Genomic DNA, 18,824 nt, shown 5'->3' on the forward strand with positions numbered 1-18,824 from the left:
AGGGGATTCGTAATGTCGAAGTTTTTCATTGATAGGCCCATTTTCGCGTGGGTGATCGCCTTGGTGATCATGCTCGCGGGCGGCCTGTCGATCCTCAGTCTGCCGGTCAACCAGTACCCGGCCATCGCCCCGCCGGCCATCGCCGTGCAGGTGAGCTACCCGGGCGCCTCGGCCGAGACGGTGCAGGACACCGTGGTCCAGGTGATCGAGCAGCAGATGAACGGGATCGACAATCTGCGCTACATCTCCTCGGAGAGTAACTCCGACGGCAGCATGACCATCACCGTGACCTTCGAACAGGGCACCGACCCCGACATCGCCCAGGTCCAGGTGCAGAACAAGCTGCAACTGGCCACCCCGCTACTGCCGCAGGAAGTGCAGCGCCAGGGGATCCGGGTGACCAAGGCGGTGAAGAACTTCCTCATGGTGGTCGGTGTGGTTTCCACCGACGGCAGCATGACCAAGGAAGACCTGTCGAACTACATCGTTTCCAACATCCAGGACCCGCTCTCGCGGACCAAGGGCGTCGGTGACTTCCAGGTGTTCGGCTCGCAGTACTCGATGCGCATCTGGCTCGACCCGGCCAAGCTGAACAGCTACCAGCTGACCCCCGGCGACGTGAGCAGCGCGATCCAGGCGCAGAACGTGCAGATTTCCTCCGGCCAGCTCGGCGGCTTGCCGGCGGTCAAGGGCCAGCAGCTCAACGCCACCATCATCGGCAAGACCCGCCTGCAGACCGCGGAGCAATTCGAGAACATCCTGCTCAAGGTCAATCCCGACGGTTCCCAGGTGCGCCTGAAGGACGTCGCCGATGTAGGCCTGGGCGGCCAGGACTACAGCATCAACGCGCAGTTCAACGGCAGCCCGGCGTCCGGTATCGCGATCAAGCTGGCCACCGGCGCCAACGCGCTGGATACCGCCAAGGCGATCCGCCAGACCATCGCCAACCTGGAACCGTTCATGCCGCAGGGCATGAAGGTGGTCTACCCGTACGACACCACCCCGGTGGTCTCGGCCTCGATCCATGAGGTAGTGAAGACCCTCGGCGAGGCGATCCTCCTCGTGTTCCTGGTGATGTACCTGTTCCTGCAGAACTTCCGCGCCACGCTGATCCCGACCATCGCCGTACCGGTGGTGCTGCTGGGGACCTTCGGCGTGCTCGCCGCGTTCGGCTTCTCGATCAACACCCTGACCATGTTCGGCATGGTGCTGGCCATCGGCTTGCTGGTGGACGACGCCATCGTGGTGGTGGAGAACGTCGAGCGGGTGATGGCCGAGGAAGGCCTGTCGCCAAGGGAGGCGGCGCGCAAGTCCATGGGCCAGATCCAGGGCGCGCTGGTCGGTATCGCCATGGTGCTCTCGGCGGTATTCCTACCGATGGCGTTCTTCGGCGGCTCCACCGGGGTGATCTACCGGCAGTTCTCCATCACCATCGTGTCGGCCATGGCCCTCTCGGTGATCGTGGCGCTGATCCTCACCCCGGCGCTCTGCGCGACCATGCTCAAGCCGATCGAGAAAGGCGACCATGGCGAGCACAAGGGCGGCTTCTTCGGCTGGTTCAACCGGATGTTCCTTTCCACCACCCACGGCTACGAGCGGGGCGTGGCGTCGATCCTCAAGCATCGCGCGCCGTACCTGCTGATCTACGTGGTGATCGTGGCCGGGATGATCTGGATGTTCACCCGCATTCCCACCGCGTTCCTTCCCGACGAGGACCAGGGCGTACTGTTCGCCCAGGTACAGACCCCGCCGGGCTCCAGTGCCGAGCGTACCCAGGTGGTGGTGGACTCGATGCGCGAATACCTGCTGGAGAAGGAAAGCTCTTCGGTCAGCTCGGTGTTCACCGTGACCGGCTTCAACTTCGCCGGCCGCGGCCAGAGTTCGGGCATGGCGTTCATCATGCTCAAGCCCTGGGAAGAGCGTCCCGGTGGCGAGAACAGCGTGTTCGAACTGGCCAAGCGCGCGCAGATGCACTTCTTCAGCTTCAAGGACGCGATGGTGTTCGCCTTCGCGCCGCCGTCGGTTCTGGAACTGGGTAACGCCACCGGCTTCGACCTGTTCCTCCAGGACCAGGCGGGTGTCGGCCACGAAGTCCTGCTCCAGGCGCGCAACAAGTTCCTCATGCTCGCCGCGCAGAACCCGGCGCTGCAACGCGTGCGCCCCAACGGCATGAGCGACGAACCGCAGTACAAGCTGGAGATCGACGACGAGAAGGCCAGCGCCCTCGGCGTGTCCCTTGCCGACATCAACAGCACCGTGTCCATCGCCTGGGGTTCGAGCTACGTCAACGACTTCATCGACCGTGGCCGGGTCAAGCGGGTCTACCTGCAGGGCAGGCCGGACGCGCGGATGAACCCGGACGACCTGAGCAAGTGGTACGTGCGCAACGACAAGGGCGAGATGGTGCCGTTCAACGCCTTCGCCACCGGCAAGTGGGAATACGGTTCGCCGAAGCTGGAGCGCTACAATGGCGTGCCGGCGATGGAGATCCTCGGCGAGCCGGCGCCCGGCCTGAGTTCCGGTGACGCCATGGCGGCGGTCGAGGAGATCGTCAAGCAATTGCCGAAAGGCGTTGGCTACTCCTGGACCGGCCTGTCCTACGAGGAGCGCTTGTCCGGCTCGCAGGCGCCGGCGCTGTATGCGCTGTCGCTGCTGGTGGTGTTCCTCTGCCTGGCGGCCCTGTACGAAAGCTGGTCGATTCCGTTCTCGGTGATGCTGGTGGTGCCGTTGGGCGTGATCGGCGCGCTGCTGGCGACGTCCATGCGCGGCCTGTCCAACGACGTGTTCTTCCAGGTGGGCCTGTTGACGACCATCGGCCTGTCGGCGAAGAACGCCATTCTCATCGTGGAGTTCGCCAAGGAGCTGCACGAGCAGGGCAAGGGCATCGTCGAGGCGGCCATCGAAGCCTGCCGCATGCGTCTGCGGCCGATCGTGATGACCTCCCTGGCGTTCATCCTCGGCGTGGTCCCGCTGGCGATCTCCACCGGCGCCGGCTCGGGCAGCCAGCATGCGATCGGTACCGGCGTGATCGGCGGCATGGTCACTGCGACCGTCCTGGCGATCTTCTGGGTACCGCTGTTCTACGTGGCGGTCAGCACGCTGTTCAAGGACGAGGCGTCCAAGCAGCAGGCGTCCGTCGAAAAGGGGCAATGATATGAAACGGTCCTTCCTTTCCCTGGCGGTAGCCGCTGTCGTTCTGTCCGGCTGCTCGCTGATCCCCGACTACCAGCGCCCCGAGGCGCCGGTAGCCGCGGCCTACCCGCAAGGGCAGGCCTACGGGCAGAACACCGGCGCGGCGGCCGTTCCGGCCGCCGACATCGGCTGGCGCGAGTTCTTCCGCGACCCGCAGTTGCAGCAACTGATCGGCGTGGCGCTGGAAAACAACCGCGACCTGCGGGTCGCCGCGCTGAACGTCGAGGCCTTCCGGGCGCAGTACCGCATCCAGCGGGCCGACCTGTTCCCGCGGATCGGCGTGGACGGTAGCGGCACCCGCCAGCGTTTGCCGGGCGACCTGTCGACCACCGGCAGTCCGGCGATTTCCAGCCAGTACGGGGTGACCCTGGGCACTACCGCCTGGGAACTCGATCTCTTCGGCCGCCTGCGCAGCCTGCGCGACCAGGCCCTGGAGCAGTACCTGGCGACCGAACAGGCGCAGCGCAGCGCGCAGACCACCCTGGTGGCCAGCGTGGCGACCGCCTACCTGACGCTGAAGGCCGACCAGGCGCAGTTGCAGCTGACCAAGGACACCCTGGGCACCTACCAGAAGAGTTTCGACCTGACCCAGCGCAGCTACGACGTCGGCGTCGCCTCCGCGCTCGACCTGCGCCAGGCGCAGACCGCCGTGGAAGGCGCCCGCGCGACCCTGGCGCAGTACACCCGCCTGGTAGCCCAGGACCAGAATGCGCTGGTCCTGCTGCTGGGCTCCGGGATCCCGGCGAACCTGCCGCAAGGCCTGGGCCTGGACCAGACCCTGCTGACCGAAGTGCCGGCGGGTCTGCCGTCGGACCTGCTGCAACGGCGCCCGGACATCCTCGAGGCCGAGCACCAGCTCATGGCTGCCAACGCCAGCATCGGCGCCGCGCGCGCGGCGTTCTTCCCGAGCATCAGCCTGACCGCCAACGCCGGCACCATGAGCCGCCAACTGTCCGGCCTGTTCGACGCCGGTTCGGGTTCCTGGTTGTTCCAGCCGTCGATCAACCTGCCGATCTTCACCGCCGGCAGCCTGCGTGCCAGCCTGGACTACGCGAAGATCCAGAAGGACATCAACGTCGCGCAGTACGAGAAGGCGATCCAGACGGCGTTCCAGGAAGTCGCCGACGGCCTGGCCGCGCGCGGTACCTTCACCGAGCAGTTGCAGGCGCAGCGCGATCTGGTCAAGGCCAGCGACGAGTACTACCAGCTCGCCGACAAGCGCTATCGCACGGGGGTGGACAACTACCTGACCCTGCTCGACGCGCAACGCTCGCTGTTCACCGCGCAGCAGCAACTGATCACCGACCGCCTCAATCAGCTGACCAGCGAGGTCAACCTGTACAAGGCCCTCGGCGGCGGCTGGAACCAGCAGACCGTGACCCAGCAGCAGACCGCGAAGAAGGAAGATCCCCAGGCCTGATCGCCTTCCGCGCCATGCAAGAACGCCGACCCTAGGGTCGGCGTTTTTTTATCCTCGCGGAAGTCGGCGGGTCCGCGTCACGGACCCGCTCGGCCTTAGCGGTTGCGGGTCAGCAGTGCGGGGCGCTCGCCCTTGCGCCGCGGTTCCAGCTCGTCGAGCTGCTCGGCGGTGGGGAAGCGATCCATGCGCACCAGGTCGCGCTTGTTGATCACCACCGGCTGGCGGCTCGGCTGCTTGCCGGTGCCATACTCGGACGGCTCGCGCAGCGGCGCGTCGCTCATCCGCGAGGCATTCTCGCGACCCTGGCCGCGCGGCTTGCCGGCGCGCGGTTTCTTCGCCTTGCCCTGGCCGGCACCCTGACCGCGAGCGCCGCCTTGAGCGGCGCCCTGGCTCTTGCCGCGAGCTTGGCCCTGGCCTTGGCCACGACCCTGCTGGCCGGTGCCGCCCTGGGGTTTCTGCTGGCCACCGCGGCGTCCGCGTCCCTTGTTTTCCTGGCCCTGGTAGGGGCTGACGTAGTCGGCGCGGTTGCCGAAATTGTCGAAGTCGTCGTCGAGGAACTCTTCCGGATCGCGATTACCGTCGACTTCCGGCGGCCGATTGGGCTTGGCCGGACGCGCTTCGCGGCTCTGCCGCGGCTGCTGCGCTTGGCCGGCCTCGCGGTTTTCCTTGTTCTTGCCACCGCGACGGCGGCGCTTTCCAGCCGGCTTCTCGGTACCGTCCTGGGCCGCAGCGACATTGCTGTCGGGGTTGCTCGCCTGGGCGTCTTTCGGCTTGCGCTCGCGGCTGCTGCGCCGTTCCTTGTCGCGGCGCGGCTGCTTCTGCGGCGCTTCGCGGGGCTCCGGCTGGGCCACCTCGGGCAGCACGGCCTCGGGGTCGAAACCCTGGGCATCGCCATCGGGAATACGCTGTCTGGTCATCTTCTCGATGGCCTTGAGCAGCTTCTCTTCGTCCGGCGCCACCAGCGAGATCGCCTCGCCGCTGCGTCCGGCTCGGCCGGTACGGCCGATGCGGTGGACATAGTCTTCCTCGACGTTGGGCAGCTCGTAGTTGACCACATGGGGCAACTGGTCGATATCCAGGCCGCGGGCGGCGATGTCGGTCGCCACCAGGATGCGCACGTCGTTGGCCTTGAAGTCGGCCAGCGCCTTGGTCCGCGCGTTCTGGCTCTTGTTGCCATGGATCGCGGCGGCCGGCAGGCCGTGCTTGGTCAGGTACTCGGCGAGACGGTTGGCGCCGTGCTTGGTACGGGTGAAGACCAGCACCTGTTCCCAGGCGCCGACGGTTACCAGGTGCGCCAGCAGGGCGCGCTTCTGCGGCGCCGGCAGGCGGAACACGCGTTGCTCGATGCGCTCGACCGTGGTGTTCGGCGGCGTTACCTCGATGCGTTCCGGGTTGTGCAGGAGCTTGTTGGCGAGGTCGACGATGTCTTTCGAGAAGGTTGCCGAGAACAGCAGGTTCTGGCGCTTGGGCGGCAGCTTGGCGAGAACCTTCTTCACATCGTGGATGAAGCCCATGTCGAGCATGCGGTCGGCTTCGTCGAGGACGAGGATTTCCACGTGGGACAGGTCGACCTTGTTCTGCCCGGCCAGGTCGAGCAGGCGGCCGGGGCAGGCGACGAGTACGTCGACGCCCTTGGCCAGGGCCTGGATCTGCGGGTTCATGCCAACCCCACCGAAGATGCAGGTGCTGTTCAGCGGCAGGTCGCGGGCGTAGACCTTGAAGCTGTCATGCACCTGGGCGGCCAGCTCACGGGTCGGGGTCAGTACCAGCACGCGCGCCTGGCGCGGGCCGTGGCGGTGTTCGCGGTCGGGATGACCGGCGGGGAACAGGCGCTCCAGTACCGGCAGGGCGAAACCACCGGTCTTGCCGGTGCCGGTCTGTGCCGCAACCATCAGGTCGCGACCTTGCAACACGGCGGGAATCGCCCGCTGTTGCACGGGAGTGGGCTGGCTGTAGCCCGCAGCCTCCACAGCGCGGGCAAGCGCCTCGGAGAGTCCGAGGGAAGAAAAGGACATGCGGGTTTTCCTATATGGGCCGGGGCGAGGCCGGCTGCTGTGAAATCACCAAGTTCTGCGAACTCCTGTCTACCTTCGGGCCCTGTCGGCCAGGGCGGAAGGTCTGGCCGCGGCGCTGCGTATGCGCTCGGTGGCCGGTGTCGAACGGGTGCCCTCGCGGGCATGGCCGCGCACCTGGTCGGGGGCGCTGGCCGGTTCGCTCCCGGCCCTGGGTGGGGGGGCCGGGGGCAGCGTCAACGGAGGCCTGCGGTCAGAGCAGGTCACGCTGGCGCAAATGCTGACGGATCTCGTTGGCCCGGGAGCCAAGGAGGTTGCGCAGCAAGCTGTGATTCAGCCAATCCTCGATTTGTTCCGCAATCGGTTCCTGCGGATAGCGTTCGATGGCATTGGTCGCGGCTTTCTCCCACCAGACGGGGCCGCAGGCCCGGTCGAACTCGTTACTGTATTCGTGGCAACCGTAGAGCAGTTCGATACTGAACTGGCGCATCGGAGCCGGCAACGGCAGGGTTCCCAGCTTGTACAGCAGACGCTTGGCACGCGGTGGGCGTGGCAGTCGATCGGTCACCTTGAGGGTGTCGTCGAGGGCTGCAGCGCTGAGAAGGGAGGAACCGTGCTTGCACAACCAGGCCTGGATCTTCGCGCGGAACAGCTGTTTCCGGCTCCAGTAATGGTGGATCAGGTCGGTACAACCCACCAGCTCCAGCCGCTTGTGGGCGGCGACGGCCAGGACGAATTCCTCAAGAGTATAGGCACCGTTGGCAATTGGATAGAGTTCATCCATTAATTCCAACGAACGGTCGAGTATTTTCGCCTCTTCCCGAGGCAGGCCGATGACGCCGGAGTTGAGCTGGTGCATCTCGTCGTCGGCCCAGCCGCGCTCGAACAGGTAGGGCGAGAGGTCGCGGTAGAGCGGGAAGTTACGGTGTTCGCCATAGCGCGCGCCGATCGCGTTGCACAGCAGGCTGCCGGGCTGGATGCGGTCGAACAGGCGCAGGGGCGAACTGTGGAAGAAGGTATCGGTGTCGATCAGCAATGCCTGGTCGGCGTCTTCCAGGGCGTCGCGCAGGGCCACGTGCTTGGCGCGGAAGTGATAGCCGTGCGGTTGGCACCAGGCGACCAACTCCTCGGCCGTCACTTCGCGGACCTGCACCGGCAGGCCGGCGTAGGGACTGGGGTCGTCGGTATAGACCCTGACCGTCAGGCCATGCGCCGCCCCGTCGCGGAGGTGGGCGAAGGCGCTGGCGATGCTGAACAGGGCTTCCTGGTGGTAGGTCTGTCGCCCGTAGACCAGGTAGATCAGATGCTTGCGTGAGTTGGCCATGTCTGTCGTGGATCGCGTGAGAGGCTTCCCTGCCGGTATACGCTGCCGGGCCGAACCGCGTGGGCGGTATCAGCGTGGCAGCTGGAGATTCTTCCAGATCGCCAGGCTCGGATCGGCCTGGTTCAAAGTATAGAAATGCAGTCCCGGTGCGCCGCCCTCCAGCAGGCGTTCGCACATCTCGCTGATGACCTGCTCGCCGAAGGCCTGGATGCTGCGGCTGTCGTCGCCGTAGGCTTCCAGTTGCTTGCGGATCCAGCGCGGCAGTTCGGCGCCGCAGGCGTCGGAGAAGCGCGCCAGCTTGGAGTAGTTGGTGATCGGCATGATGCCGGGGACCACCGGGATGTCCACGCCGAGCTTGGCGACCCGCTCGACGAAGTAGAAATAGGCATCGGCGTTGAAGAAGTACTGGGTGATGGCGCTGCTGGCGCCGGCCTTCACCTTGCGCACGAAGTTCGCCAGGTCATCCTCGAAGCTGCGCGCCTGGGGGTGGACTTCCGGATAGGCGGCGACCTCGATGTGGAAGTGGTCGCCGGTCTCGGTGCGGATGAAGTCCACCAGTTCGTTGGCGTAGCGCAGTTCGCCGCTGGCCATGCCCATGCCCGACGGCAGGTCGCCGCGCAGGGCGACGATGCGGCGGATGCCGGCCTCGCGGTAGCGGCCGAGCAGTTCGCGCAACTCGGCTTTCGAGTCGCCGACACAGGACAGGTGGGGCGCGGTCGGCACCTTCACCTCGCCGTCCAGTTGCAGCACGGTACTCAACGTGCGGTCGCGGGTGGATCCGCCGGCGCCGTAGGTGCAGGAGAAGAAGTCGGGCTTGTAGCCCGCCAGGTTGCGGGCGGTGGCCAACAGCTTTTCATGGCCGGCCTCGGTCTTCGCCGGGAAGAACTCGAAGCTGAAACGGCGTTCGCTCTGACTCATGATCGGTTCCTTGGACGCGACCACGGCCGCGCCTCTTCTTGTTGATTCCGACTAGCGCCGGGTACTTCAGTAGTACTGGCGGTAGTGCTCGATTTTTTCCCGCAGGCGTCGGGCCGTCGCGGCGTGGGCATGGCCGAGGCGAGCGAGGATCAGCTGCGACTCCTGGTGGTAGTTCGCGATCTTGTCCTGGTTCCAGGTCTGCGGCGGTGGCTGCAGGTTGGTGATGCGGTCGCACAGCTTGACCAGGGCGTACTGCGCCGGGCCCTCGGCAAGCGCCTGGAGATAGTCGTCGAGGGAACGCTTGGGGCCGTCGCCCACGCGCTTGCTCAGGGCCTGCACGCCGGCACAGACGAACTCGCCGAACTGTTGCCGCAGCTCCTCGGGTGAGGTCGCCGTGTCTTCCAGGGTGTCGTGCAGGACCGCGATCTGCAGGGTTTCCCCGAGCCGTTCGATGGCACCGTCGCGATCGGCGGCCAGCAGCTCGTTGGCGACCATGCCCAGGTGCACCAGATAAGGCAGCGGCGAGCCGCTGAGGGTCTGGTTGCGGTGGGCGCGGGCGGCGAACAGCCAGGCCTGGTTGTAGCGATCGGCGAGGTGCGTGGACATCGTGGGAGCGCTCATGCGAACGGGGCAGGCGCATGGCGCCTGCCCCGTGGTCCGCTTAGTAGCGATAGGTGTCCGGCTTGAACGGGCCTTCCACGCTCACGCCGATGTACTCGGCCTGTTTCGGGGTCAGCTGGGTGACCACGCCGCCGAAGCCCTTGACCATCTCCAGGGCCACTTCCTCGTCGAGCTTCTTCGGCAGCACTTCGACGCTCAGGCGCTTGGCCTTCTCGGCGGCCGGCAGGTCGGCGTACTTCTGCTCGAACAGGTGGATCTGCGCCAGCACCTGGTTGGCGAAGGAACCGTCCATGATCCGGCTCGGATGGCCGGTGGCGTTGCCCAGGTTGACCAGGCGGCCCTCAGCGAGAAGGATCAGGTAGTCGTCGTTGTGCGCGTCGAAACCGTCCTTGCCGGTGCGGTGGATCTTGTGCACCTGCGGCTTGACCTCTTCCCAGGCCCAGTTCTTGCGCATGAAGGCGGTGTCGATCTCGTTGTCGAAGTGGCCGATGTTGCAGACCACCGCGCGTTTCTTCAGCGCCTTGAGCATGTTGGCGTCGCAGACGTTGACGTTGCCGGTGGTGGTGACGATCAGGTCGATCTTGCCCAGCAGCGCGGCGTCGATGCTGGCCTCGGTGCCGTCGTTGATGCCGTTCTTGTACGGCGATACGACTTCGAAGCCGTCCATGCAGGCCTGCATGGCGCAGATCGGGTCGACTTCCGCGACCTTGACGATCATGCCTTCCTGGCGCAGCGACTGCGAGGAGCCCTTGCCCACGTCGCCGTAGCCGATCACCAGGGCCTGCTTGCCCGACAGCAGGTGGTCGGTGCCGCGCTTGATGGCGTCGTTGAGGCTATGGCGGCAGCCGTACTTGTTGTCGTTCTTGCTCTTGGTCACCGAGTCGTTGACGTTGATCGCCGGGACTTTCAGGGTGCCGTTCTTGAGCATGTCGAGCAGGCGGTGGACCCCGGTGGTGGTCTCTTCGGTGATGCCGTGGATGCGCTCGAGCATCTGCGGGTATTTCTTGTGCAGGATCTCGGTCAGGTCACCGCCGTCGTCCAGCACCATGTTGGCGTCCCACGGCTGGCCGTCCTTGAGGATGGTCTGCTCGATGCACCATTCGTACTCTTCCTCGGTCTCGCCCTTCCAGGCGAACACCGGGATGCCGGCTGCGGCGATGGCGGCGGCGGCCTGGTCCTGGGTGGAGAAGATGTTGCAGCTCGACCAGCGGACTTCGGCGCCCAGCGCGACCAGGGTCTCGATCAGCACGCCGGTCTGGATGGTCATGTGGATGCAACCGAGGATCTTCGCGCCTTTCAGCGGCTGCTGGCCGGCATACTTGCGGCGCAGGCCCATCAGTGCGGGCATTTCCGATTCGGCGATGATCAGCTCGCGGCGGCCCCAGGCGGCCAGGGTGATGTCGGCGACCTTGTAGTCGGTGAAACCGGCGGGCGTCATGACAGCGCTCATGCGTAACTCTCCATTCGTTGTCTGCGAATGGGCGCCGTTGGTGCGTTGACAGACCGGCGAGGCCGGCCTGAGAGCGCGCTCCGTTCGAGCCTGACAGGCCTAGGCCTGCTGCAGCGCCCCTCGAACGGAAGGCGGGAGCGACCCGAAGGGCCGCCTGAGCGGGCGATTATAGCGGCGCCACATGAAACTCCCAAGTCACCCCTGATACGCCGCTCGTCGCCGTGCGTCGCGTCCTCGGGCTGCGGCGATGCACCGCAGCGCAGAAGCGCGGGGAATTTGCGTGTCAGGATGCTAGAGTGCGCGGTCATGAGAATCGCTCCCATCTCCCGCTCACCGCTGCTGCAGTGGCTGAGCTTCGCCCTCTGTGCCTGCGTGCTGGTCAACGCGCTGGCTTGCGGCGTCCTGCACCTGCAGGCGCTGGGAGTGGGCAGCGACAAAGGGCAGAAGGCCAGCGTCGGGCTGTTCTGCGTCGCCGGTGCCAGCCAATGGCTATCCCTGGATCCCGACGACGGGTCCGCCGGCGATCCGGTACCGGTCAATCCCCAGTTGCCGGTGAGCTGCCCGATGTGCAGCGCCCTGGTGCTGTTCGTCGCGCTCGGGGTGATCTGGTCCTGGCGCTTGCAACGGCGACGCCAGGCGCGTTTCCGCCCGCCCGCCACGCGCGAGCCGGTGCCGCCCCGGTACGTCTGGCCGCCGGCCAACCCGCGCGCTTCCCCCGCCTGATCCTGAACGCCCGCCGCGCCGGGCATTTGCATCCGTCGCCCGTCCTGCCTCGTCCGCGCAGCGCTCGCCGCTGTCCATCCGGGCGAGGCGGGCGTGCCCACCATGCCTTGCTTCAGGATCGCTCGATGAAAAAGCACTCCACGGCCCGCCGCGTCCTCGCGCTGGGTCTCAACCTCACCCTGGCCGGCGTTCCGGCCTTGCTCTGGGCCGATGAGGAACCCACCGAACTGCCCGCCCTCACCGTCAGCGCCGGCGCCGCCGGGGAAACCCCGCCGGCCCTCGATCTCGACGACAGCGCCGGTGGCGGCTCGCGCCTGGGCCTGAGCCTGCGCGAGACTCCCGGCTCGGTAAGCGTGGCCAACCGTGCCAGCTTCGAGCGGCGCGGCCTGCGCAGCACCCAGGACATCGCCAACAGCCTGCCCGGCGTGAACGCCTCGGCGCCGCCCGGCTTCGGCGGCTTCGTCACCTACCGCGGCTTCAGCTCGAACCAGGTCAACCAGTTGTTCAACGGCATTCCGGTGCAATACAGCAGCGCCATGCGTCCGCTGGACGACTGGATCGTCGACCGCGTCGAGCTGGTCGGCGGTCCGTCCTCCTTCCTCAACGGCGCCGGTGCCGTCGGCGGCTCGCTGGACTACATCAGCAAGCTCGCCGACCGCTACGGCGATTTCATGGAAGGCCGGGTGCGCTACGGCAGCTACGACGATTCGGAAGTCGCCTTCGGCTTCAACCAGGCCCTGGGCATCGGCCCCGAGCCGAAGCACTTCGTGCGCCTGGACGTCAGCCGCAGCGGCGGCAACGGCTACGTCGACCGCAATTCGCGCGAATCGTGGAACGTCGCTTTCTCCCTGCTCAGCGACCTGACCCCGGACCTTTCCCACACCCTGGCCCTGGAGTACCAGGACGAGCAGGAAGACAGCCCCTACTGGGGCACGCCGGTGCTCAATCCCTACGCCGGCGAGCTGAAGATCGACAAGAGCCGTCGCCGCGAGAACTACAATGTCGCCGATGGCCGCTACGAACAGCGCGTGCGCTGGCTGCGCTCGATCCTCGAATACCGGGTCAGCGACAGCACGCGCTGGCGCAACACCTTCTACCACTACGACGCCGAGCGCGATTACCGCAACCTCGAGACCTACCGCTACAACGCCGACAACAGCGGGGTGGTGCGCTCCAACGCATTCCTCCAGCGCCACGACCAGCAGCTCAACGGCAACCGCTTCGAGCTACAGCACAGCCAGCCGCTGTTCGGACTGGCCAGCGACTGGGCGCTGGGCTTCGACTACAGCATCAACAAGCAGACGCGCTTCCCGAGTACCGCCTCCGGGCCGTTCGGTACGGTCGATCCGGCCAGTTTCGAGCCGGGCCACTTCTACGACCTGCCGGGCATGCGTCCCGGCCACCGGAAGGACCGCAGCAACGAGGTGCGCACCAGCGCGTTGTTCGCCGAGAACCGCCTGGGCCTGACCGACGAGCTTTCGCTGGTCACCGGGCTGCGCTACGACCACCTCGACCTCGACGTGCGCAACCATCGGACGGTGACCGCCAGCGATCCCGCACACTTCGAACGGCGCTGGGACGTGGTCACCGGGCGCGCCGGGCTGGTCTACCAGTTCACCCCGCACGCCAACGTCTACCTGCAATACAGTACCGCCGCCGACCCGCCGGGCGGGGTGCTGACCAGCGCCAGCTTCGGCCAGGTCCGCGACTACGACCTGTCCACCGGCGACCAGTGGGAGCTGGGCAGCAAGTTCGATTTCCTCGACGGTCGCGGCAGCGCCACCCTGGCCGCCTACCGCATCGTCCGCCGGGACTTCTCGGTGGCCGACCCGAACAACCCCAACCTCAGCGTGCCGGTGGGCCAGCAGACCTCCAGGGGCATCGAGGCCGCCGCCTCCCTGCGGATCACCCCGAAGCTGCTGGCCGAGGGCAATTTCGCCTGGGTCGACGCGCAGTACGACGAGTTCACCGAGAACGTCGGCGGCGTCGCCGTCTCGCGCAAGGGCAAGACGCCGCCGAACGTGCCGGAGCGGGTCGGCAACCTGTGGCTGACCTACGACTTCGACCCGGCCTGGCAGGGCGGGGTGGACGCGCGCTACGTGTCCTCGGTGTACGCCAACAACGCCAACACCTGGCACGTGCCGTCCTATACGGTCTACGGGACTTTCCTCAGCTACCGGCTGGACGAGCGCACGCGGATCACCGGGCGCGTGCGCAACCTCACCGACGAGGTCTACGCGCGCTTCGTGCAGAGCACGCCGCTGTACTACGTCGGCGACCCGCGCACCTTCGAGCTGAGCGTGCAGACGCGCTTCTGAGGAGTCGTCGATGAAACGCTACCTGTACCTGTGGCACCGCTGGCTGGGCATCGGCTGCTGCCTGCTGATGGTGCTCTGGTTCGTCTCCGGCATGGTCATGCTGTATGTCGGCTATCCCAAGCTGACTCCGCTGGAACGCCTGGCCCACCTGCCCGAGCTGGACGGCTGCGAGGCCTGCGTACCGCTGCGGACGGCCCTCGCCGGCGGCGATGGAAAGACCCCGCGGAGCATCCGGCTGGCCAGCGTAGGAGGCCTGCCGACCTACCTGCTGGACGATGCCGACGGACGCACGCGTGCGCTGGCGGCGCGCGACGGCCGACCGCTGGCGGTGGACGCGGACAGGGTGCTGGCTTCGGCCCGTGCCTTCAGCGGCGAAGTACCGATGCAGTTGCAAGGGCGGATCGAGGAAGACGCCTGGACCCATACCCGCAACCTCGATCCGCACCGGCCGCTATGGCGGGTGCAGACCGCGGACGAGCAGGGCCGGCTGCTCTACCTGTCCTCGCAGACCGGCGAGGTGGTACGCGACGCCAGCCGCCGGGAGCGCGCCTGGAACTGGCTCGGCGCCTGGCTGCACTGGCTCTATCCGCTGCGCGGCGGCTGGTTCGACGGGCAGTGGGCGAACCTGGTGATCGGCCTGTCGCTGCTGGCGACCCTGGCGACCGTCCTCGGCATCCTCGTCGGCCTGCTCCGCTGGCGCTTCCGCAAGCCCTACCGCAGCGGCTCGCGCTCGCCCTATGCGGGCGGTTTCCAGCGCTGGCACCACCTCGCCGGCCTGCTCTTCGGCGCGCTGGTGCTGAGCTGGATCTTCAGCGGGCTGATGTCGATGAATCCGTGGAACCTGTTCGGCCGCGGCACGCCGCTCGACCTCGCGGCCTACCAGGGCGGTAGCTGGGAGCGGGCGCTGCCCGCCGGACTGGAGGCGGACGCTGTCCTGCGGCGCTTGCGTGCCGCCGGGTTGCGGGTGCGCGAGCTGGAGTGGCGGGCGCTCGACGGCGAGCCCTATGCGCTCGGGCGCAGCGCCAGCGGCAACAGCCTGCTGCTGACGGCGGATGGCGAAATCCTCCGCGAGCTACCCGCGGATCGCCTGCTGGCGGCGGCTCGCGCGCTGCTGCCGGGCGTGCCGATGCAGGCCGAACGGTTGGAACGCTACGACTTCTATTACTACCCGCGCGAAGAACACAGCATGATGGGCTACCTGGAGCGGCGCCTGCCGGTCTGGCGCCTGCGTTTCGACGATCCCCGGCATACCTGGGTGCACCTGGATCCCTACAGCGGCGCGGTGGTTGGCGTGCTCGACGACGGTCGGCGCGGCAGCCGCTGGCTGTTTTCCCTGTTGCATAGCTGGGACTGGCTGCCGCTGCTGACCCGGCGTCCGCTGTGGGACCTGTGGATGCTCGGTTTCAGCCTCGGCGGCCTGGTGGTCTGCGCCAGCGGCTGCTGGATCGGCTGGCGTCGCCTGCGCGGCCGCCGTCCGAAGCGTCGCTGAGAGGGGCTACCTGGCAAGACTGGGCGTCGCCGCACGCCCGGATTTGCTGGTAGCCTTGGTTGAATTCGCAGTAATGGATCGCACATGGGCACACACAAGATCGAGATCCGCCGCCGCAACGTCGAGAAGATTCTCCTGGCCGCCGAAAAAGTCTTCGCCGAAAAAGGCTACGCCGGCACCTCCATGGGCAACATCGCCGAAGAAGCCGAACTGCCGCGCTCCAACCTGCACTACTACTTCAGCACCAAGGACGAGCTGTACCGCGACGTCCTCCTCGGCCTGCTCGAGGTCTGGAAGCAGGACGCCCTCTGCTTCGAGATGTTCGATGACCCAAGGGTGGTATTGACCAGCTATATCCGCGCGAAGATGAACCATTCGCGCACCCGCCCGCATGGCTCCAAGGTCTGGGCCAACGAAATCATGCATGGCGCGCCGCTGCTCGGCGCCACCCTCGACGACAGCCTCTACGAATGGGCCAAGATGAAGGAGGCGAAGATCCGCCAGTGGGTCGAGGAAAAGCGCATCCTGTCGATCGAACCGAGCAGCCTGCTCTACATGATCTGGGCCTCCACCCAGCACTACGCCGACTTCGGCTACCAGGTCGAGGTGCTCAACGGCCACCAGCCGCTCAGCGACATGCAGTTCGAAAGGGCGGTACAGACGGTGACCAGCGTGGTCCTGCGCGGAATCGGATTGGAGCCCTGAGCAGCGGAGCCTTCGCTAGAAGGCTCCGGCGATGGCTCAGCTGGCGCGGGTGAAGTCCACCGCTTCCGCCTGTTCGAGGAACACCGTGGTCTGCGCCGGGACCGTCTCGGCGAGCAGCCGTCCGCCGCGGATCGAGTAGCGCACCGGGACCTGCCGGCGCACCGCGTCGAAGCCGTCGCGGGCCGGCAGCACCAGCAGGTTGGCCGGATGGCCGACCTCGATGCCGTATTCCCGCAGGCCGAGGGTGCGGGCGCTGTTGCGGGTGATCAGGTCGAGGCCGCCGTCGATCTCGTCGTAGCCCATCATCTGCGTCACGTGCAGGCCCATGTGCAGCACCTGCAGCATGTTCGCGGTGCCCAGCGGGTACCAGGGGTCGAACACGTCGTCGTGGCCGAAGCAGGTGTTGATCCCGGCACCGAGCAGTTCCTTGACCCGGGTGATGCCGCGGCGCTTCGGGTAGTCGTCGAAGCGACCCTGCAGGTGGATGTTCACCAGCGGGTTGGCGACGAAGTTGATTCCCGACAGTTTCAGCAGGCGGAACAGCCGCGAGGTGTAGGCGCCGTTGTAGGAGTGCATCGCCGTGGTGTGGCTGGCGGTGACCCGTGCGCCGAGGCCGTCGCGATGGGCGAGCATGGCCAGGGTCTCGAGGAAGCGCGACTGCTCGTCGTCGATCTCGTCGCAATGCACGTCCACTGGCAGGTCGTAGCGCTTGGCCAGGTCGATGGCCTTGTGCAGCGACTCGACGCCCAGCTCGCGGGTGAATTCGAAATGCGGGATCGCCCCCACCACGTCGGCGCCCAGGCGCAGCGACTCCTCCAGCAGTTCCAGGCCGTTGGGGTAGGAGAGAATGCCCTCCTGGGGGAAGGCGACGATCTGCAGGTCGACCCAGGGCGCCACTTCGCCGCGCACCTCGAGCATGGCCTTGAGCGCGGTGAGGGTCGGGTCGGAGACGTCGACGTGGCTGCGCACGTGCTGCACGCCGTTGGCGATCTGCCATTTCAGGGTCTGCCAGGCGCGCTGCTTGACGTCCTCGTGGCTGAGCAGGGCCTTGCGCTGGGCCCAGCGCTCGATGCCTTCGAACAGCGTGCCGGAGCGGTTCCACTCCGGCTGGCCGGCGGTCTGGGTGGTGTCGAGATGGATGTGCGGCTCGATGAACGGCGGCACGGCAAGACCGCCGGCGCCGTCCAGGCGCTCGCCGGCGTCGTCGGCGGACTGTTCCATCGGCACCAGGGTGGCGATACGGCCATCGGCGACACGCAGTTGCCAGAGACCTTCGCGGCCGCGCAGGCGCAGGTTGTCAATCAGCATGGAGGACCTCTTCTGGTTTGTTCGGGCTGCGGCTCAGCAGGGGATTGAGCAGCAGGTAGGCGATGGCGGCGCCGAGCACCGCGTTGACCGGCACGATCCCCGGCAGCCAGTGGCCGGCGGCGGTGCCGCAGGCGACGGCGAGGATCGCCGCCCAGTTGATTGCCTGGATGTCCGCGCAGGGGTGCTGGCGGTAGCGCCGGCGGCGACTCAGGTAGTCGGCGATGATCACCCCGCCGATGGGCGGGATGGCGGCGGAGAGGAAGGTCAGCCAGCCGACGAAGTGGTTGTACAGCCAGAGCGCGGCGAGGGTGCCGAGGGCGCCGTTGAGCATCGCCAGGAAGCGGCTGGAGAGGCCGGTGATGTTGGCGAAGCCGAGGCCGGAGGCATACAGCGCGTTGTCGTTGGTGGTCCAGATGTTCAGGCCGAGGACCAGGATCGCCGGGATCAGCAGGCCCTGGGCGATCATCACGTCGGAGATGTCCGACTTGCCCACCGCCGCCGCGCCGGCCGCGCCGAAGATGAACATCAGCGAGTTGCCGAGGAAGAACGCCACCAGGCACACCACCACGGCGGTACGCGCGCTGCGGCCGAAGCGGACGAAGTCGGCGGTGAGGGTGCCGGCGCTGACGAACGAGCCGACCACCAGGGCGATCGCGGTCGAGAGGCTCAGCGGCGCGCTCGGCGTCACCTGCTGCAGCGCCGCCAGGCCGCCGGCGTCGCGCACCGCGAGCCACACCGAGTAGCTGCCGAGGACGACGATCGCCGGGACCGCGATGGCCGACAGCAGGGTCAGACCGGCGATGCCGAAGAACACCGTGAGGGTCATCAGCGCCCCGGAGACCAGGATCAGCAGGTTGACGTCGAGGCCGGTGGCCTTGGCCACCGGGATGGCGAACATCGCTACGCCGACGCCGAACCAGCCGACCTGGGTGCCGCCGAGCAGCGCCGAGGGCAGCCAGGAGCCCTTGCTGCCGAACGAGTAATGCGCCAGCAGGTGGGTGGAAAGGCCGGTGCGCGCGCCGATGAAGCCGAGGATCGCGGTGTACAGGCCGAGCATCAGGTTGCCCAGCAGCACGGCGAGGAAGAAGTCGTCGTAGCTCAGGCCGGTGCCGAGGGTGCCGCCGGTCCACATGCTGGCGGAAAAGAAGGTCAGGCCGAGCATCACCACGCTCAGGGCCAGCGCGCTCTTGCGCGCCGCCAGCGGGACCGGTTGCTGGCTGTAGTTGCTGTCTGCGGACATGCGCGAGTCTCCGTGGGGCGCCGGCCGTCCGGGAGCGTCGGCCGGGCCGCGGCGAATGGTAGTCGAAGGCGGGTCGATCCGACAGACGCCGTTGCGCGTCGTCG

General features: G+C 67.1%; 13 protein-coding genes and 1 riboswitch. Of the genes, 6 read left to right on the forward strand and 7 right to left on the reverse strand.

Annotated elements, in window-relative coordinates; translation table 11 throughout:
- The first annotated feature begins 12 nt into the window (after positions 1 to 12).
- Together mexB and oprM are read left to right on the forward strand one after the other, a co-directional pair.
- A complete protein-coding gene (gene mexB, locus AC1RB9_RS02200) occupies positions 13 to 3,153 on the forward strand; it encodes a multidrug efflux RND transporter permease subunit MexB (protein ID WP_003107312.1) in 3,141 nt (1,046 codons plus the stop codon).
- A 1-nt stretch (position 3,154) separates the two neighbouring features.
- Complete coding sequence (gene oprM / locus AC1RB9_RS02205) at positions 3,155 to 4,612, forward strand: multidrug efflux RND transporter outer membrane channel subunit OprM (protein WP_003084633.1); 1,458 nt, start codon at positions 3,155 to 3,157, stop codon at positions 4,610 to 4,612.
- A 95-nt stretch (positions 4,613 to 4,707) separates the two neighbouring features.
- On the opposite strand, the gene rhlE2 is transcribed toward oprM, so the two are convergent.
- The 5 genes from rhlE2 to ahcY form a co-directional block, all read right to left on the reverse strand.
- Entirely contained in the window at positions 4,708 to 6,627 is a 1,920-nt protein-coding gene (rhlE2, locus tag AC1RB9_RS02210; protein WP_003099895.1) for an RNA helicase RhlE2, read from the reverse strand.
- Positions 6,628 to 6,877: 250 nt separating this feature from the next.
- Positions 6,878 to 7,948 carry a hypothetical protein gene (locus AC1RB9_RS02215; RefSeq protein WP_003084637.1) on the reverse strand — a complete coding sequence of 357 codons (1,071 nt, stop codon included), beginning with the start codon at positions 7,946 to 7,948 and terminating at the stop codon, positions 6,878 to 6,880.
- A 69-nt stretch (positions 7,949 to 8,017) separates the two neighbouring features.
- On the reverse strand, positions 8,018 to 8,866 hold the full coding sequence (gene metF, locus AC1RB9_RS02220) for a methylenetetrahydrofolate reductase [NAD(P)H] (RefSeq protein WP_003084639.1): 849 nt from the start codon (positions 8,864 to 8,866) through the stop codon (positions 8,018 to 8,020).
- Positions 8,867 to 8,932: 66 nt separating this feature from the next.
- Positions 8,933 to 9,487: an HD domain-containing protein gene (locus AC1RB9_RS02225; RefSeq protein ID WP_003118822.1), complete on the reverse strand. Its 555-nt coding sequence runs from the start codon at positions 9,485 to 9,487 to the stop codon at positions 8,933 to 8,935.
- 40 nt (positions 9,488 to 9,527) lie between these two features.
- Positions 9,528 to 10,937 (reverse strand): adenosylhomocysteinase, encoded by a 1,410-nt coding sequence (gene ahcY / locus AC1RB9_RS02230; RefSeq protein ID WP_003099900.1) that lies wholly within the window; start codon positions 10,935 to 10,937, stop codon positions 9,528 to 9,530.
- 22 nt (positions 10,938 to 10,959) lie between these two features.
- Positions 10,960 to 11,065, reverse strand: a riboswitch (S-adenosyl-L-homocysteine riboswitch).
- 178 nt (positions 11,066 to 11,243) lie between these two features.
- Here ahcY and AC1RB9_RS02235 point away from each other — a divergent pair.
- The 4 genes from AC1RB9_RS02235 (at position 11,244) to AC1RB9_RS02250 (ending at position 16,172) form a co-directional block, all read left to right on the forward strand.
- Positions 11,244 to 11,660, forward strand: coding sequence for a DUF2946 domain-containing protein (locus AC1RB9_RS02235; protein WP_003160904.1), 417 nt, complete (start codon positions 11,244 to 11,246; stop codon positions 11,658 to 11,660).
- 125 nt (positions 11,661 to 11,785) lie between these two features.
- Entirely contained in the window at positions 11,786 to 13,978 is a 2,193-nt protein-coding gene (locus AC1RB9_RS02240) for a TonB-dependent receptor (protein ID WP_003163401.1), read from the forward strand.
- A gap of 10 nt (positions 13,979 to 13,988) precedes the next feature.
- The gene (locus AC1RB9_RS02245; RefSeq protein WP_003163400.1) at positions 13,989 to 15,467 is read left to right on the forward strand and encodes a PepSY domain-containing protein; all 1,479 of its coding nucleotides are present in this window, start codon (positions 13,989 to 13,991) and stop codon (positions 15,465 to 15,467) included.
- 84 nt (positions 15,468 to 15,551) lie between these two features.
- On the forward strand, positions 15,552 to 16,172 hold the full coding sequence (locus AC1RB9_RS02250) for a TetR/AcrR family transcriptional regulator (RefSeq protein WP_003084655.1): 621 nt from the start codon (positions 15,552 to 15,554) through the stop codon (positions 16,170 to 16,172).
- A 36-nt stretch (positions 16,173 to 16,208) separates the two neighbouring features.
- On the opposite strand, the gene AC1RB9_RS02255 is transcribed toward AC1RB9_RS02250, so the two are convergent.
- Together AC1RB9_RS02255 and codB are read right to left on the reverse strand one after the other, a co-directional pair.
- Entirely contained in the window at positions 16,209 to 17,480 is a 1,272-nt protein-coding gene (locus tag AC1RB9_RS02255) for a cytosine deaminase (RefSeq protein WP_003163399.1), read from the reverse strand.
- Complete coding sequence (gene codB, locus AC1RB9_RS02260) at positions 17,470 to 18,720, reverse strand: cytosine permease (RefSeq protein WP_003084659.1); 1,251 nt, start codon at positions 18,718 to 18,720, stop codon at positions 17,470 to 17,472. Before codB ends, AC1RB9_RS02255 begins: the two co-directional genes overlap by 11 nt.
- Positions 18,721 to 18,824 lie beyond the last annotated feature (104 nt).

Source organism: Pseudomonas sp. 20-5, from assembly GCF_056782835.1.